Raw genomic sequence first — 15,761 nt, 5'->3', positions numbered from 1 at the left:
CGCCGCCGTCTTCTTCGCTGGGGCCTTCTTCGCCGCCGTCTTCTTCGTCCCTCCGGACGCGGCCTTCTTCGCCGCCCCTCCCCCGGCGGCTCCGGCCGTACGGTCTCCCGCCGCCCGCTCGGCGGAGGTGCGTTCGCTCACGGCTGAATCTCCCGTTCTCCCTGCCCGTACCGCCGTCCCCCACGACGGAGCGGGCCCTTGGATCGCCTCTCGTAGCCGGGCTTCGGAAGTCGCCGAAGCGGACACCTCAGACCCGACACTCGGCCAGACTAAGGGGGCGCACCAACATTCGCCCCGCGCTCCACCGGGTCCCCGAAAGCTCTCCGCCCGCGCTCACGCGGCGTGCTCACTCCACCCTCCAGGGGCACCTCCGGTGGCCGATACGGTGGCGTGCTAGTACTTGTGACCGATCGCACCGTTTCACCGTCCGGCATCATGGGGTCGACGGACCCGATATGCAGGTCGACAAGGAGAGAACTCGTGGACGACGTTCTACGGCGCGCCCCGCTCTTCGCGGCGCTCGACGAGGAGCAGGCCGCTGAGCTGCGCACCTCCATGACGGAGACGACGCTCGCGCGCGGCGAGGCCCTCTTCCACGAGGGTGAGCCGGGCGACCGCCTCTATGTGGTGACCGAGGGCAAGGTGAAGCTCCACCGCACCTCGCCGGACGGCCGCGAGAACATGCTCGCCGTGCTCGGCCCCGGTGAGCTCATCGGCGAGCTGAGCCTCTTCGACCCGGGCCCGCGTACCGCGACGGCCTCCGCGCTCACCGAGGTGAAGCTGCTCGGTCTCGGGCACCCCGACCTCCAGTCGTGGCTCAACGGCCGCCCCGAGGTCGCCACCGCGCTGCTGCGCGCGATCGCCCGCCGGCTGCGCCGGACCAACGACTCGATGTCGGACCTCGTCTTCTCGGACGTCCCCGGTCGCGTCGCCAAGCAGCTTCTCGACCTCTCTCGCCGGTTCGGCGTGCAGTCCGAAGAGGGCATCCACGTGGTGCACGACCTCACGCAGGAAGAGCTCGCGCAGCTCGTCGGCGCCTCGAGGGAGACGGTCAACAAGGCGCTCGCGGACTTCGCCGGCCGCGGCTGGCTCCGTCTCGAGGCCCGCGCGGTGATCCTCCTCGACATCGAGCGGCTCGCGAAGCGCTCCCGCTGAACCACGCAGCCCCCCAGGCGCACGAAGGCGTGCGCCCGCGAGGCGTGCCCGCGGCACGCTTGCCGCGCCCCTTGCGCCCCCGCGCTCACTCCACCCCGCGCTCCCGCAGGTATTCCAGCTGCGCCCGCACGGAGAGTTCGGCCGCGGGCCACAGCGTCCTGTCCACGTCGGCGTAGACGTGCGCGACCACCTCCCGCGCCGTCCGGTACCCCTGCTCGACGGCCGCCTCCACCTGCGCCAACCGCCTCGCGCGGTGGGCGAGGTAGTGGTCGAGGGCGCCGAGCGCGTCGTCGAGGACGGGGCCGTGCCCCGGCAGGACGCAGTGCACCCCGTCGTCGACGGTGAGGGAGCGCAGCGCACGCAGCGAGTCGAGGTACGCGCCGAGGGTACCGTCGGGGTGGGCGACGACGGTGGTGCCGCTGCCGAGGACGGTGTCCCCCGTGAGAACGGCGCGGTCGGCCGGCAGGTGGAAGCTGAGCGAGTCCGAGGTGTGCCCCGGCGTGCCGACGACGCGCAGTTCGAGCCCGTCGAGCGTGACGACGTCGCCGGCCGCGAGTCCCTCGTCGCCGAGCCGCAGGGCCGGATCGAGCGCCCGTATGGAACTGCGGGTGAGCTCGGCGAAGCGGACGGCGCCCTCGGCGTGGTCCGCGTGGCCGTGGGTGAGGAGGGTGGCGCCCACTCGTCTCCCCGACTCCTCGACGCTCCGGGCGACGGCGCGCAGGTGGTCCTCGTCGAGCGGGCCCGGGTCGATGACGACGGCCTCGGCGGCGTCCGGCTCGGCGACGATCCAGGTGTTGGTGCCGTCGAGCGTCATCGGCGAGGGGTTGGGGGCGAGGACGCAGAAGGCACGCGCCGTGCAGGCGCCGCTCGGTGCCGCGCCGCGGGGCTGGCCGGGCAGGGCCGCCGCGTCGGTCATCGGGGCTCGCCCTCCCCCGGGGCGCGCGCGACGCGTCTGGTGAACTCCTCGTGCCCCGGCCAGACCAGGACGATCTCCTCGCCCTCCAGCCGCGCCTCGGCGAGCACGGGGGCGAGGTCCTGCGTCCGGGCTGCGGCGAGCGCGTCGGCTGCTGTGCGGTGGCCGACGAGTCGGCGGAGGGTGGAGATCGTCGGGGGGAGCATGGTGAGTTCGCCGCGGTCGTAGCTCGCGGTGGCGTCCTCGGGGCGGACCCAGACGGTGCGGTCGGCCTCGGTCGAGGCGTTCCTGGTGCGCTGGCCGCGAGGGAGTGCGGCGGCGAAGAACCAGGTGTCGTACCGCCGGGTCTCGAACTCCGGGGTGACCCAGCGGGCCCAGGCACGGAGGAGGTCGCCGCGGAGGGCGAGGCCGCGGCGGGCGAGGAGATCGGCGAGGGACAGCTCGTGTGCGGCGAGGGCCGCGCGGTCGGCCTCCCAGTCGTCGCCCGTGGTGTCGTCGACGACGGCGTGCTCGTCGGGCCCTGCCAGGAGGACGCCCGACTCCTCGAAGGTCTCCCGGACCGCGGCGCAGACCAACGCCTGCGCCGAGGCCGCGTCGGTGCCGAGGCGCTCGGCCCACTCCTGCCGGCCGGTGCCCGCCCACTCCAACTCGCCCTCGTCCCGAGGGTCCACGGCGCCTCCGGGGTAGGCGTACGCTCCGCCGGCGAACGCCATGGTGGTGCGCCGTCGGAGCATGTGCACCAGGGGTCCCCCGCCGCCGTCCCGCAGCAGCAGGACCGTGGCGGCGCGCCTGGGCTCCACCGGGACCAGCTCTCCCGCCTGGAGGGCACGGATGCGCTCCGGCCACTCGGTGGGGAACAACTGGCCGTTCTGCGTAGACGACATGGCCGGATGCTACGTGCCGTCGTGAAGATGTTCGAGGGCGCCGGGTGCCCTGCTCAGTCGGTGAGTTCGACCTGGATCTCGACCTCGACGGGCGCGTCCATCGGCAGCACCGCGACGCCCACCGCGCTGCGCGCGTGCACACCGCGCTCGCCGAGCGCCTCCCCGAGGAGTTCGCTAGCTCCGTTGACGACGCCGGGCTGACCGGTGAAGTCCGGTGCGGAAGCGACGAATCCGGTGACCTTGACCACCTGCGCGATCCGGTCGAGGTCACCGACGACCGACCGGACGGCGGAGAGCGCGTTGAGCGCGCAGGTGCGCGCGAGCTCCTTCGCCGCCTCGGGCGTCACCTCCGCGCCGACCTTGCCCGTCGCGGGCAGCGCGCCGTCGACCAACGGAACCTGGCCCGCGGTGTGTACGTACCGGCCGCTGCGCTGCGCCGGTACGTACACACCCGCGGGGGTCGCCGTCTGCGGGAGGGCGAGGCCGAGTTCGGCCAGGCGGTCCTCGACCGCGCTCATGCCTTCTCCCGCTTCAGGTAGGCCACCAGCTGCTCGGAGTTGGGCCCCGGGATGACCTGGACGAGCTCCCAGCCGTCCTCCCCCCAGGTGTCGAGGATCTGCTTGGTGGCGTGCGTCAGGAGAGGCACCGTTGCGTATTCCCACTTCGTCATGGGGACGACCCTAATGGTTGGCCGCGGGCCGCGTCGCACCCCTCGGAGCGCGCCCGTCCGGCACCGGGTGTGCGACCTCGGCCCTGTGGTTAGGCTCGCCCGTGTGTGCAGGCTCCATGTGGTCACCGGCAAGGGCGGCACCGGCAAGACGACGGTCGCCGCCGCGCTCGCGCTCGCGCTCGCGCACCGGGGGCGGCGCACGCTCCTCGTCGAGGTCGAGGGCAGGCAGGGGATCGCCGAGCTCTTCCGTACCGAGCAACTGCCGTACGAGGAGCGGAAGATCGCGGTGGCGCGCGGCGGCGGCGAGGTCTACGCCCTCGCGATCGACGCCGAACGCGCGCTCCTCGACTACCTGCAGATGTTCTACAAGCTCGGCGGCGCGGGCCGCGCGCTGAAGCGGATCGGCGCCGTCGACTTCGCCACCACCATCGCACCGGGGCTGCGGGACGTGCTCCTCACCGGCAAGGCGTGCGAGGCCGTACGGCGGCGGGACGGCCAGCGCCCCGTCTACGACGCGGTGGTGATGGACGCCCCGCCGACGGGGCGGATCGCCCGCTTCCTCGGCGTCAACGAGGAGGTGGCGGGGCTGGCGCGGGTCGGCCCCGTGCACAACCAGGCGCAGGCGGTGATGCGGGTACTCAAGTCGCACGAGACGGCGGTGCACATGGTGACGCTCCTGGAGGAGATGCCGGTGCAGGAGACGGTCGACGGCGTCGCCGAACTCCGCGCCGCCGGGCTGCCGGTGGGCGCGCTCGTGGTGAACATGGTGCGCCCGGCGCGCGTGGGGCCCGAGCAGCTCGCCGCGGCTGCGCGCACGCCTGCGGAGCTCGCCGGCGCTCTCTCGCACGCCGGGCTCGGGGGCGCAGAGCGCGCGGAGCAGCTCGTCGGGCCGCTGCTCGCGCTCGGCGGGGAGAACGCGCAGCGCGTCGCGCTCGAGGGCGAGCAGCGGGCGGAGCTCGCCGCGACCGGGCTGCCGCGGTACGAATTGCCGCTGCTCGGCGACGGAGTCGAACTCGCCGGTCTCTACAGGCTCGCGGCCGAGCTGCAGAGCCGGCTCTCCGAAGCGGAGGCCGCAGGCGGGCACGGCGCGGCCTTCGGGGCGCGGAGGACACCGGGAGAGGAGGGGCCCGATGAGTAGCCTGGGCAGCGAAGTGCTCGCGCCCGACGCCGAGTTGGACGTCGACGCGCTCCTCGACGACCCGGCGACCCGGATCGTCGTCTGCTGCGGCTCCGGCGGGGTCGGCAAGACGACGACGGCCGCCGCGCTCGGGCTGCGCGCCGCCGAGCGCGGGCGCAGGACCGTCGTGCTCACCATCGACCCGGCGCGCAGGCTCGCGCAGTCGATGGGGCTCGACGAGCTCGACAACACGCCGCGGCTCGTCCCCGGCACCGGCGGGGACGGCGAACTCCACGCCATGATGCTCGACATGAAGCGCACCTTCGACGAGATCGTCGAGGCGCACGCGGAACCGGAACGGGCGAGGGCGATCCTGGAGAACCCCTTCTACCAGTCGCTCTCCGCCGGATTCGCCGGCACCCAGGAGTACATGGCGATGGAGAAGCTCGGCCAGCTCCGCAGCCGCGACGAGTGGGACCTGATCATTGTCGACACCCCGCCTTCCCGCTCCGCCCTCGACTTCCTCGACGCACCGGGGCGCCTCGGCTCCTTCCTCGACGGGCGGCTCATCAAGCTGCTGATGGCACCGGCCCGGGTCGGCGGTCGGGCCGGCATGAAGTTCGTCAACCTCGGAATGGCCGGACTCTCCATGTTCACCGGCGCGTTGAGCAAGCTGCTCGGCGCCGGGCTGCTGCGGGACGTGCAGACCTTCGTCGCCGCGATGGACACCATGTTCGGCGGCTTCCGCACCAGGGCCGACGCGACGTACCGCCTGCTCCAGGCGCCCGGCACGGCGTTCCTCGTCGTGGCCGCGCCGGAGCGGGACGCGCTGCGCGAGGCCGCGTACTTCGTGGAGCGGCTCGACGCGGACCGGATGCCGCTCGCCGGGCTCGTCGTCAACCGGGTGCACGGAAGCGAGGCGGGCGGGCTCAGCGCCGAGCGGGCGCTCGACGCGGCTGAAAATCTTGAGAACGGCGGCATTGTGGATCGTGCCCGGGGGAATGGTCAGCACAGCGCCACGTCGGCCCCCGAGCAGGTCTCCCCCCATGCGACCGCTGCCCGGGAAGACGGCACCACCGAGGGCGCGCAGACCGATCCGGAAGAGGCCCACGCATCCCCTGCCGGCACCCGGCCGGCGCAGGACCGTCTCGACACCCGCTCACACCCCGCGGAGCATGCTTCGGCAACGGGCAACTCCGCGCTGCACAACGGCAGTTCGCACGACACCGCGTCCCTCGGCGGCCCCTCCCCCGGCACGCCGGAAGGCACCGCGTCCCTCGCCGCCGGGCTGCTGCGGCTCCACGCCGACCAGATGCACCTGCTCGACCGGGAACGACGCACGCTCGACGGCTTCCTCACGCTCCATCCCGAGGTCGCCGTCGCGTCGGTACCCGCGCTGCCGGGAGACGTCCACGACCTCGCCGGGCTGCGCTCCATCGGCGAGCACCTCGCCGAGCGGGCCGAGCGCGCGGACGACGGGCACGGCGGTACGGACGCCGGGCTCGGCGTCCGGGAGTGAGCCACGGGGCTCAAGAGGACGCGGCCGACCGGCAGGCCGGGCCTGCTGGTTCACGCGACGAGCGCCGCGCCGCGACGTGCCGCCCGGGCGTGTGTGCTCGCCGGACCGCTCGAACGTGTCCGGTGCATGAGGACGCGCGGCGCACGACACGCGGGCTCGCCGTCGGCGCGGTGTCGCAAGCACACGCGCTGTGCTCGCACACCACTGGGCAGGCCGACCGCGCAGCGCCTGCGCGGCCCCTCTTTCTGCGCCCCGAGAACCGTCGAATCAAGCCAGCGGCGCGAAACCGGTGTTGGCGTGAAGACGCCGCTCGCGGCTATCCCGCGGCGGCGTAGCTCTCCGCTGTGGCGAGCTGCTCCGAGAAGCCGGTCTCGCCGCTGCGCTCGTACTCCGAGCGGGCCGTCTCCAACAGCCGGCGCCACGAGGTGACCGTCGGCCGACGACGGAGCAGCGCCCTGCGCTCCCGCTCGGTCATCCCGCCCCAGACGCCGAACTCGACGCGGTTGTCCAGCGCGTCTGCCAAGCACTCCGTACGCACCGGGCAGCCGGTGCAGACAGCCTTGGCACGGTTCTGTGCGGCTCCTTGCACGAAAAGTTCGTCCGGATCAGTAGTGCGGCAGGCAGCCTGCGCACTCCAGTCTGTAACCCAGCCCATAGCCGGCGCCGTCCTCTCCCGAATCGAGGCTCCCCCACGGCGGCAACGGCATATTCACCGTTGCCAGTTGAGGACGTTACGGAAGGTGGGCAGGGCACAACACCCCCTTCGGGCCCAATCTTGGATGGCCCGAAAGGACTATGCGTACGCGGCAGATCACCCAACGGAGTGAGCGATGGACAAGCGCGAGATCCTGTGCGTACAGGGCGAGTTGTGCTTTCGGTTGTGACCGGCGGACCGGTACGGCGTGGAGCGCACCGACCCTTCGGCAAGCGTTCGGCATCCCGAACAAGTCTCTCCCCGCAGAGGGGAACGGAAGGGTGCACCACCGCGGAGCCTCGTGAGCGGTCGTGCTCAACTCGGTCTGGGAGAAGGGCGGAAGGAACGACTGGGGCAAGCGGATACTGCTGGGCCGTGGGGCGGCGGGAGCAGGTCGTACGGAGGAAGCTGCGCCGGCACGAGCCCGCGCGACCACCCGGAGAAGCCGCGCACCGGGTGCGCCGAACCCGACCGGGGAGCCGCGACCAGGTTAGGCGAACACATGGTCCCCTGTCCGGCGAATCAGAACGTAGGCTCTACCCATGGCAAAGAAGCGCTCTGGCGGCGGGTTGACCGCCACACAGCAGGCCGCCAAGTTCCTGGGAGTCAGCGTGCTCGCCGGAGCCGTGCTGGCCGGACTCGCCCTGCCCGCGGTCGGTTCCCTCGGCCTGGCGGCGAAGGGCTCGGCCGAGGGGTTCGACGAGCTGCCGACCGACCTCAAGCGCCCGCCGCTGAGCCAGCGGACGACCATCCTCGACAGCACGGGCGGCGAGATCGCCAAGGTCTACTCGCGCGACCGCACCGTGGTCGACCTCAAGGACATCTCACCCCACCTGCGCAAGGCGATCGTCGCCATCGAGGACGCGCGCTTCTACGAGCACGGCGCCGTCGACCTCAAGGGCGTCCTCCGCGCGCTCAACCGCAACGCGCAGGAGGGCGGCGTCTCCCAGGGCGCGTCGACGCTCACCCAGCAGTACGTCAAGAACGTCTTCGTCGAGGAGGCGGGGAACGACGCCGACAAGGTCGCGCAGGCCACGCAGCAGACCGTCGGACGCAAGATCAAGGAGCTCAAGTACGCGATCCAGATCGAGGAAGAGCTCGGCAAACGCCGCATCCTGGAGAACTACCTCAACATCACCTTCTTCGGGCAGCAGGCGTACGGCGCCGAGGCGGCCGCGCAGCGGTACTTCACCAAGTCGGCGAAGGACCTGACGCTCGGAGAGTCGGCGCTCCTCGCCGGCCTCGTGCAGTCCCCCACCCGCTACGACCCGGTCAGCAACGAGGACGAGGCGCTGAAGCGCCGCAACACCGTCCTCGCGAAGATGGTGCAGCACGGCGACATCACCCGGGACGAGGCGAAGGCCGCGCGCGACAAGCCGATCGAGCTGAAGATGAGTCAGCCGAAGAACGGTTGCATCACGGCGAACAGCGGCGCCGGCCACTTCTGCGACTACGTCCGCAGGGTCTTCCTCAACGACCCCGCCTTCGGCAAGACGGAGAAGGCCAGAAGCAAGCGCTGGGACCAGGGCGGGCTGACGATCAAGACCACGCTCGACCCGAAGGCGCAGAGCTCCGTCAACGCGTCGATCGAGAAGCACGTCCACACGGACGACAAGGTGGCGACCGCCGTCTCCATCGTCGAGCCGGGGAGCGGCAAGATCCTCGGCATGGGCCAGTCCAGGCCGTACGGGCTCGGCAAGAACGACACCGAGATAAACCTCGCCGTCGACGACGACATGGGCGGCGGCGCCGGCTACCAGCCGGGCTCCACCTTCAAGCCGGTGATAGCGGCGGCCGGCCTCGACCGCGGCATGAGCCCGTACCAGAAGTACGCCTCCCCGTACCGGATGAAGTACCCCTCGCCCGTCAACACCTGCAAGGGGCAGTGGAGCGGTAGCGCACCGGTCGAGAACGAGAACCGCAAGGAAGTCGGCCCGTACCGGATGAAGGAGGCGACCGCGAAGTCGGTCAACACCTACTTCGTCTCGCTGATAAGCCAGATCGGGATCTGCCCGGTGACCGACATGTCCAAGAAGATGGGCATCGAGCGCGCCGACGGTAAGGACCTCGACCAGGTGCCTTCGATCTCCCTCGGCACCCAGGAGGTCTCCCCGCTGACGATGGCCGAGGGGTACGCCACCTTCGCCAACCGCGGCGTCCACTGCACGCCCGTCGCCATCGAGTCGATCACCGACGCGCAGGGCAAGCAGCTCTCCGTCCCCAAGACCGAGTGCGACCGGGCGATGTCGGCGAAGACGGCGGACACCGTCAACGCACTGCTCCGCGGCGTCGTCGAGGACGGCACGGGCAAGCAGGCCGGGCTCGGCGGGCGCGACAGCGCGGGCAAGACCGGTACCACCGACAACCGGTACGCCGCCTGGTTCGTGGGCTACGCGCCGAACATGTCGGGCGCGGTCTGGGTCGGCGACCCCAACCACCAGGTGCAGATGAAGAACATCAGCATCGGCGGCCGCACCTACGACAAGGTCTTCGGCGGCGAGGTACCGGGACCGATCTGGCGGGACATGATGACGGGGGCACTCGCCGACAAGCCCGCGGAGAAGTTCAAGAAGGTCAAGATCAAGGACGACAAGAAGAGCGACCGCAAGAAGAAGAAAAAGCGCCCGAACCGGAACAACAAGCCCAGCGGGAACAACAAGCCGGACGACAACAAGCCGGACGACAACCCGCTGCCCGACTTCAGCATCCCGCCGGACGTCCTCGGCGGCGGTGACGGCGGCCACGGAAACGACAACGGCGGCTGGGACTTCGGCCGGTAGGCACATCCGGTGCAAGAGAAGGGGCGCCCCGTATCGGGACGCCCCTTCTCGCGTGCGGTGCCTCCTACGAGAGCCGCCGCTTCACCTCCGCCGCGAGACGCTTGCCGTCGGCCCGGCCGGCGGTGCGCGGCTTCAGGAGCTTCATCACGGCACCCATCGCCTTCGGGCCCTCGGCGCCCCCCGCCCTCGCCTCCGCGACCGCCTCGTCGACGAGCGCCGTCAGCTCCTCGTCCGTCAACTGCGCGGGGAGGTACTCCTCCAGCACCGCGCCCTCGGCGCGCTCCCGCGCCGCCTGCTCCTCGCGCCCGCCGTCGGTGAACGCCTCGGCGGCCTCGCGGCGCTTCTTCGACTCGCTGGTGAGCACGGCGAGCACCTCCTCGTCGGAGAGCTCCCGCGCCTCCTTCCCCGCGACCTCCTCCTTGGTGACCGCGGCGAGGGCCATCCGGATCGTGGCGGACCGGACCTCGTCCCGCGCCTTGATGGCGGCGGTGAGGTCCTCGTGCAGACGGGACTTGAGGGTGGTCATGGACACAGTCTGCCAGCAGCCCCGCGGCCGGCATCTCCCCTGTACGCTCCGTGGTCGAGCCCTCCGTCCCGATGCGGTCGGCCGCTGCCCCGGCCCGCTGCCGCGCCGCGCGGGGGTCTGCGACGATGGCCGCATGCGCGCGCGATACCGGCTCCCCCTGAAGACCGCCCTCGGCCTCACCACGGTGGGCGCCGCCTGCCTCGGCTACGCGGCGGGCGTCGAAGTCCGCTCCTTCCGGCTGCGACGCGTGAGCGTCCCCGTGCTGCCGCGCGGCATGCACCCGTTGCGCGTCCTCCAGGTCTCGGACGTCCACATGGTCGGCGGCCAGCGCAGGAAGCAGCAGTGGCTGCGCTCCCTCGCCGGGCTCCGCCCCGACTTCGTGGTCAACACCGGCGACAACCTCTCCGACCCGGAGGCCGTCCCCGAGGTCCTCGACGCGCTCGGACCGCTCATGGAGTTCCCCGGCGCCTACGTCTTCGGCTCCAACGACTACTACGGCCCGAAGCTGCGCAACCCCGCGAAATACCTCATGGAACGCGCGACCGGCCGACACGGCCTCAACGGCAACCCGCCCGCCGTCGGCGCCGTCCACAACCCGTGGGAGGGACTGCGCGACGCCTTCGACGCGGCAGGCTGGGTCGGCCTCTCCAACACCCGCGGCCGCCTCAAGCTCGACGACGGCACCGAGATCGCGCTCACCGGCCTCGACGACCCGCACATCAAGCGCGACCGCTACGCCGAGGTCGCCGGGGGCCCGGAAGCCGACGCCGACCTCTCGCTCGCCGTCGTCCACGCCCCCTACCTCCGCGTCCTCGACGCCTTCACCGCCGACCGCTACCCGCTGATCCTCGCCGGCCACACCCACGGCGGCCAGCTCTGTGTCCCCTTCTACGGCGCCCTGGTCACCAACTGCGACCTCGACACCGACCGCGTCAAGGGCCTCTCCGGCCACCGCGCCGGCGGCAACGAGTCGTACCTCCACGTCTCGGCGGGCTGCGGAACCAACCGGTACACCCCGGTGCGGTTCGCCTGCCCGCCGGAGGCCACGCTGCTCACGTTGACGGAGCGGGGGTGACGGGTTCCGGCTCCCGCACGCGCGAACCGCAACCCCCGCGGCCGTCCTGCCCGGGCCCCTCTCGCGTGCGGGGATACCGGATTTCGCGTCTGGGCGATGCTGGGCTAGAGTAGTCGTCGTTGCTTCGGGGTGTAGCGCAGCTTGGCAGCGCGCTTCGTTCGGGACGAAGAGGCCGTGGGTTCAAATCCCGCCACCCCGACTGAAGGAACAGGAGGACCGGACCCGGGAGGGTTCGGTCCTCTTTTTCGTGCTGCGCGACCGGCCCGGTGGATCGGCACAACCCGGCGCGGTGACCGTGCACTTCACCGGCGCGGGCCCGGCGGGGCTTCACCCGTCCACGCTCCCCAGCCAGAGATGGTCCCGCGCCCTCGTCATCGCCACGAACAGTTGGCTGCGGGTGAGTTCGTGGCGTTCGTGGTCGGACTCCGTCGTGTGAGGGGTCTTGAGGGCGGCGTCGTGGTGGGGGAGATAGACGCGTTTGAACTCCAGGCCCTTTGCTCTGCGGTAGGTGCCGAGTTTGACGGCCTCGACGCGGTTGCCGTCGTACTGTTCCAGCGGGCAGACGGCGAAGCCGGCCTGGTCGAGGAGGCGGTGGTAGTGGGCGACCGCCTTGGTGGACTGGCAGAGTACGGCGGCGTCGGCGCGCTCGTCGTCGGAGAGGGTGCCGAGTGCGGTCAGCAGCTCGCGGTCGTGGTCCGTGCCGGTGGCTTCGCGTACGCGGTGGACGCAGCCGTCGTGGTAGGTGAGGTCGACGTCGCGGCTGCCGGGGAGGCGCTCGCCGTCGAGGTCCTCGAAGGAGTCGTCGGCGACGACGGCGAGGGCGGCGGCGAGGATCTGCTCGCTGTTGCGGTAGTTGGTGCGCAGGATCTGGGCCCGGCCGCCGCGGATGTCGACGCCGGCGTCGGAGAGCCTGAACCCGCCGGGATAGACGGCCTGTTGGCCGTCGCCGATGAGGAGGAGGCCGTTGGGTGCGTCGCCCGCGAGGGCGTGGAGGAGCCGCACCCCGACGAGCGTGAGGTCCTGGACCTCGTCGACGACGACGGCTGCGTACAGCGGGCTGTCCGCCTCCTTCGCCTCGGCGAGCGCGAGGGCGAGCACGTCGTTGAAGTCGTGCACGCCGCTCGCCCGCCGGTTGGCCTCGTACGCCTCGTACAGCGACCAGACCGCCTCGCGGTGAGCCCGCCGGAGGCTCGTGCGGCGGCGGTGGCGGCGGAGGTGCGCGTACTCCTCGAACGTCGTGATCCCGCGGCCCTTGATGACGTGGTCGATCTCCTCCTGCCAGTACCTGTGGTCCGACTCCACCTCGGTGAGGCAGCTCTCCCTGCCGGCCCTCATCCAGGCATGGCTGAACGCCGTCGTCGCCTTTTCGCGGTGGAGCCTCGTCGTGACGCCCCTCGTGCGGAGGTACTCCTGAGCCCAGGAGTGGAGACTGCTGAACTCCACGCGATCCGCGAGGGAAGGGGACATGGATGTCAGGAAGGTGCGCTGCACGCGCGGCAGGTTGTTGGCGAAGGTCACGTAGAGGACCCGCCCGTTGGTGCGCTGCGCCAGGTGGGCGGCGCGGTGGAGGCCGACCACCGTCTTCCCCGTCCCTGCCGGCCCGCTGACGCGCGCGGGGCCCGACCAGTTGCGGCGTACGAGGCCCACCTGGTCGGGGTGGAGGAAGGTCATCCACTGCTCGATGGGTGCCCGCATCGCCTCCTCGACTGCGGCGTCGCGCAGCCCGTCGAGGTCGAAGAGACCGTCGGACGGCGGCTCTTGACCGGCCTCGCGCGGGGAGGGGACCCGGGCCGTGGGGGACTCGTGCTCGGGTTGTCGGCGCGTCTCGCGCGGCCGGTGCCCGGACGCCGTCGAGGGCTCGTACTCGGGGAAGAAGCGTTCCAACTGGTCGGCGAGGACGCGCACCTGCTCGGCGCGGAGCCGTCTGCGCTCCCGCAACAGCGCCGTGCCGACCTCGCGTTCGCCGAGGAGCCGCACCCGATCCACCGTGGTGTCGAGTCGTCTTCCCGCGAAGACCATCAACGGCTGCACGGCGACGGGGGAAAGGCCGAGCGAGGCGACCGCGCCCTCGGCCGCCTTCGTCATCGAGAGCAGCCTCGTGACGTGCTCGTCCCGCCGTACTCCGCCGGCGTGCAGCACCCCGTCGGAGACCTCGGGCTGTGCGCGCCAGTTCTTGACGTCGAGCACGAAGACCCCGCCCGGGCCGACGAGCAGCATGTCGACGTTGGCCGCACGCGTCCCCGGCCACCGGCGGTCGACCAGCAGCCGCCAGCCGCGTTCGGCGAGGACCAAGAGCTGGGCGGCGACGTCCCGTTCGCCCTCGCTCGCAGCCTCCCACCGTCTGGCCCGCTCGCGAGCGGCCTGCCACTGCTCCCGCAGCAGCCGCTCCTGGCTTCGCGCCTCCTGGGCCCGTCGTGCCGCCGATCCCCCAGCAACCAAACCTCTCCCCCTCTACGCAGCGTGGCGATCATAGAGCGCTGAGCGACGTATCGACAGGGGTCGCGCCGAGTCTCCCCGTCTCTCCAGTGCACTTCGAGACGCCTCTCCCCCGCCCCAGCCCCCCGCACGCCACAATGTCCCCATGGACCAGAGCGAAAGGCCGGTAAGCGGGGCGCAGCCCCCGGGGCGTGCAGCGGGTGAAGGTAGGGAACTGCCGGATTGGGAGAAGCGGTTCAGGGCGCCGCGGGTGTCGTTGCCGGAGTGGGCCGAAGGGGCGCCGGAGCGTGGGCTGTTCGTCTCCAACGCGACCGGGACTTTCGAGCTGTACGCCTGGGACCGCGCCACCGGTGCCCGGCGCCAGGTGACGGACCGGCCGAACGGGACGACCTCCGGCACCCTCACGCCCGACGGTGCCGAGGTGTGGTGGTTCTCCGACACCGACGGCGACGAGTTCGGCGTCTGGATGCGCCAGCCGTTCGGCGGGGGTGAGGACGTGCCGGTGAGCGGGGAGCTCACCGCTTCCTACCCGGCGGGGCTGGCGCTCGCTGCCGACGGGACGGCGGTCGTCGGCAGGTCGACGGACGAGGAGGGGTCGACGCTCCACGTCCTCCGGCCCGGCGAGAACCCGCGCGAGGTCTACCGCCACCGCGAGACGGCCGACGTCGGCGACGTCTCACGGGACGGCGCGCTCCTGGCGATCGAGCACACCGAGCACGGCGACGCGATGCACGCGGCGGTCCGCGTCGTCCGCGTCGCCGACGGCTCGAACGTCGCCGAGCTCGACGACACCGAGGGCGGGACCCTCGAACTCGGCCTCACCGTCCTGGGGTTCGCGCCCGCCGAAGGGGACGCGCGCCTCCTCGTGGGGCACCAGCGCCGCGGCCGCTGGGAACCGATGGTCTGGGACCCGCTCTCGGGCGGGACGCACGAGGTCGCGGTGGAGTTCCCCGGCGACCTCTTCGCCGACTGGCTCCCCGCCGAGGCCGCGGGCAGTGAGGGCACGCTCCTCCTCGTCCACAGCTTCCAGGCGCGCGACGAGCTGTGGCGGTACGAGATCGCCACGCGCGAGCTCTCCCGGATCGAGACGCCCGCCGGTTCGATCGGCGGCGCGACGGCGCGGCCCGACGGCTCCGTCGAGTTCCTCTGGTCGTCGGCGGCCGAGCCGCCGCAGGTGCGCTCGACCTCGGGCGGCACGGTGCTCGACCCGCCGGGACCGCGGGCGCCTTCGTCGGTCGCCGTGGAGGACGCATGGGTGGAGGGCCCGGGCGGCACCGTCCACGCGCTGGTGCAGAAGCCGGCGGGCGAGGGCCCGTTCCCCACCGTCTTCGAGGTGCACGGCGGCCCGACGCACCACGACAGCGACAGCTTCGCCGCGCAGCCGGCGGCCTGGGTGGACCACGGCTTCGCCGTCGTACGCGTCAACTACCGGGGCTCGACGGGATACGGGCGGGCGTGGACGGACGCGCTGAAGCACCGCGTGGGACTGATCGAGCTGGAGGACATCGACGCCGTCCGCAGGTGGGTGGTGGAGGCGGGGCTCGCCGACCCGGAGCGGCTGATCCTCGCCGGCGGTTCCTGGGGCGGGTACCTGACGCTCCTCGGCCTCGGCACGCAGCCGGACGCGTGGGCGCTCGGCCTCGCCGCCGTCCCCGTCGCCGACTACGTCACGGCGTACCACGACGAGATGGAGGCGCTGAAGTCCATGGACCGCACGCTCCTCGGCGGCACCCCGGAGGAGGTCCCGGAACGCTTCCGCGCCTCCTCACCGCTGACGTACGTGGACGAGGTGCGCGCGCCCGTCTACATCTCGGCCGGCGTCAACGACCCCCGGTGCCCGATCCGCCAGGTGGAGAGGTACGTCGAGCGGCTCGCCGAGCGGGAGGCGCCGCACGAGGTCTACCGCTACGACGCCGGGCACGGTTCGCTCGTCGTCGAGGAGCGGATCAAGCAGGTGCGGCTGGAGATCGAGTTCGCGCTGCGGAACCTCAG

At 72.0% G+C, this 15,761-nt stretch carries 13 protein-coding genes and 1 tRNA gene; 7 read left to right on the top strand and 7 right to left on the bottom strand.

Annotated features, from left to right (window positions below; genetic code table 11):
• The first annotated feature begins 480 nt into the window (after nucleotides 1-480).
• Nucleotides 481-1,155, top strand: a complete 675-nt coding sequence (locus tag UWG_RS0106480) for a Crp/Fnr family transcriptional regulator (protein WP_016906388.1) — start codon at nucleotides 481-483, stop codon at nucleotides 1,153-1,155.
• 85 nt (nucleotides 1,156-1,240) lie between these two features.
• Here the strand turns inward: UWG_RS0106480 and UWG_RS0106475 are convergent, their stop codons facing one another.
• From UWG_RS0106475 to UWG_RS32515, 4 genes are read right to left on the bottom strand one after another with little or no spacing between them, the layout of a single operon-like run.
• Nucleotides 1,241-2,071 (bottom strand): MBL fold metallo-hydrolase, encoded by an 831-nt coding sequence (locus UWG_RS0106475; RefSeq protein WP_016906387.1) that lies wholly within the window; start codon nucleotides 2,069-2,071, stop codon nucleotides 1,241-1,243.
• Nucleotides 2,068-2,952, bottom strand: coding sequence for an NUDIX hydrolase (locus UWG_RS0106470; protein WP_029391219.1), 885 nt, complete (start codon nucleotides 2,950-2,952; stop codon nucleotides 2,068-2,070). Before UWG_RS0106470 ends, UWG_RS0106475 begins: the two co-directional genes overlap by 4 nt.
• A gap of 53 nt (nucleotides 2,953-3,005) precedes the next feature.
• Nucleotides 3,006-3,470, bottom strand: a complete 465-nt coding sequence (locus UWG_RS0106465; RefSeq protein ID WP_016906385.1) for a RidA family protein — start codon at nucleotides 3,468-3,470, stop codon at nucleotides 3,006-3,008.
• Entirely contained in the window at nucleotides 3,467-3,622 is a 156-nt protein-coding gene (locus UWG_RS32515) for a Sp36 family protein (RefSeq protein ID WP_016906384.1), read from the bottom strand. The genes UWG_RS0106465 and UWG_RS32515 overlap by 4 nt, the downstream gene beginning before the upstream one ends.
• A gap of 103 nt (nucleotides 3,623-3,725) precedes the next feature.
• On the opposite strand from UWG_RS32515, the gene bagA reads away from it, so the two are divergent.
• Nucleotides 3,726-4,760, top strand: a complete 1,035-nt coding sequence (gene bagA / locus UWG_RS0106455; RefSeq protein WP_033195990.1) for an ATPase BagA — start codon at nucleotides 3,726-3,728, stop codon at nucleotides 4,758-4,760.
• The gene (gene bagB, locus UWG_RS0106450) at nucleotides 4,753-6,258 is read left to right on the top strand and encodes an ATPase BagB (protein ID WP_033195989.1); all 1,506 of its coding nucleotides are present in this window, start codon (nucleotides 4,753-4,755) and stop codon (nucleotides 6,256-6,258) included. The genes bagA and bagB overlap by 8 nt, the downstream gene beginning before the upstream one ends.
• A gap of 316 nt (nucleotides 6,259-6,574) precedes the next feature.
• Here the strand turns inward: bagB and UWG_RS0106445 are convergent, their stop codons facing one another.
• The gene (locus tag UWG_RS0106445) at nucleotides 6,575-6,913 is read right to left on the bottom strand and encodes a WhiB family transcriptional regulator (protein WP_026328582.1); all 339 of its coding nucleotides are present in this window, start codon (nucleotides 6,911-6,913) and stop codon (nucleotides 6,575-6,577) included.
• 581 nt (nucleotides 6,914-7,494) lie between these two features.
• Between UWG_RS0106445 and UWG_RS0106440 the strand changes: the two genes are divergently transcribed.
• The gene (locus UWG_RS0106440) at nucleotides 7,495-9,732 is read left to right on the top strand and encodes a transglycosylase domain-containing protein (RefSeq protein WP_029391218.1); all 2,238 of its coding nucleotides are present in this window, start codon (nucleotides 7,495-7,497) and stop codon (nucleotides 9,730-9,732) included.
• 64 nt (nucleotides 9,733-9,796) lie between these two features.
• Here the strand turns inward: UWG_RS0106440 and UWG_RS0106435 are convergent, their stop codons facing one another.
• Nucleotides 9,797-10,258 (bottom strand): GatB/YqeY domain-containing protein, encoded by a 462-nt coding sequence (locus tag UWG_RS0106435; protein ID WP_016906379.1) that lies wholly within the window; start codon nucleotides 10,256-10,258, stop codon nucleotides 9,797-9,799.
• Nucleotides 10,259-10,391: 133 nt separating this feature from the next.
• On the opposite strand from UWG_RS0106435, the gene UWG_RS0106430 reads away from it, so the two are divergent.
• The gene (locus UWG_RS0106430; protein ID WP_016906378.1) at nucleotides 10,392-11,333 is read left to right on the top strand and encodes a metallophosphoesterase; all 942 of its coding nucleotides are present in this window, start codon (nucleotides 10,392-10,394) and stop codon (nucleotides 11,331-11,333) included.
• A 125-nt stretch (nucleotides 11,334-11,458) separates the two neighbouring features.
• A tRNA-Pro gene (locus UWG_RS0106425) sits at nucleotides 11,459-11,532 on the top strand.
• A gap of 128 nt (nucleotides 11,533-11,660) precedes the next feature.
• On the opposite strand, the gene UWG_RS0106420 is transcribed toward UWG_RS0106425, so the two are convergent.
• The gene (locus UWG_RS0106420; RefSeq protein ID WP_029391217.1) at nucleotides 11,661-13,772 is read right to left on the bottom strand and encodes a nuclease-related domain-containing DEAD/DEAH box helicase; all 2,112 of its coding nucleotides are present in this window, start codon (nucleotides 13,770-13,772) and stop codon (nucleotides 11,661-11,663) included.
• A gap of 142 nt (nucleotides 13,773-13,914) precedes the next feature.
• On the opposite strand from UWG_RS0106420, the gene UWG_RS0106415 reads away from it, so the two are divergent.
• Nucleotides 13,915-15,761: S9 family peptidase (locus UWG_RS0106415; protein WP_078495596.1), on the top strand; the 1,847-nt coding region annotated here is incomplete at its 3' end.

The sequence above is a fragment of the Streptomyces xiaopingdaonensis genome (genome assembly GCF_000262345.1).
GTDB classification, from domain to species: domain Bacteria; phylum Actinomycetota; class Actinomycetes; order Streptomycetales; family Streptomycetaceae; genus Streptomyces; species Streptomyces xiaopingdaonensis.
Note: the sequence above shows the minus strand (reverse complement) of the source record. Positions and strands in the feature narration are given on the sequence as shown.

What these genes read in the sequence shown, in the direction of transcription:
- UWG_RS0106435 (WP_016906379.1), bottom strand. Translation starts at nt 10,258, where the DNA reads ATGACCACCCTCAAGTCCCGTCTGCACGAGGACCTCACCGCCGCCATC.
- UWG_RS0106465 (WP_016906385.1), bottom strand. Translation starts at nt 3,470, where the DNA reads ATGAGCGCGGTCGAGGACCGCCTGGCCGAACTCGGCCTCGCCCTCCCG.
- UWG_RS0106430 (WP_016906378.1), top strand. Translation starts at nt 10,392, where the DNA reads ATGCGCGCGCGATACCGGCTCCCCCTGAAGACCGCCCTCGGCCTCACC.
- UWG_RS0106470 (WP_029391219.1), bottom strand. Translation starts at nt 2,952, where the DNA reads ATGTCGTCTACGCAGAACGGCCAGTTGTTCCCCACCGAGTGGCCGGAG.
- UWG_RS0106445 (WP_026328582.1), bottom strand. Translation starts at nt 6,913, where the DNA reads ATGGGCTGGGTTACAGACTGGAGTGCGCAGGCTGCCTGCCGCACTACT.
- UWG_RS0106440 (WP_029391218.1), top strand. Translation starts at nt 7,495, where the DNA reads ATGGCAAAGAAGCGCTCTGGCGGCGGGTTGACCGCCACACAGCAGGCC.
- bagB (WP_033195989.1), top strand. Translation starts at nt 4,753, where the DNA reads ATGAGTAGCCTGGGCAGCGAAGTGCTCGCGCCCGACGCCGAGTTGGAC.
- UWG_RS0106475 (WP_016906387.1), bottom strand. Translation starts at nt 2,071, where the DNA reads ATGACCGACGCGGCGGCCCTGCCCGGCCAGCCCCGCGGCGCGGCACCG.
- UWG_RS32515 (WP_016906384.1), bottom strand. Translation starts at nt 3,622, where the DNA reads ATGACGAAGTGGGAATACGCAACGGTGCCTCTCCTGACGCACGCCACC.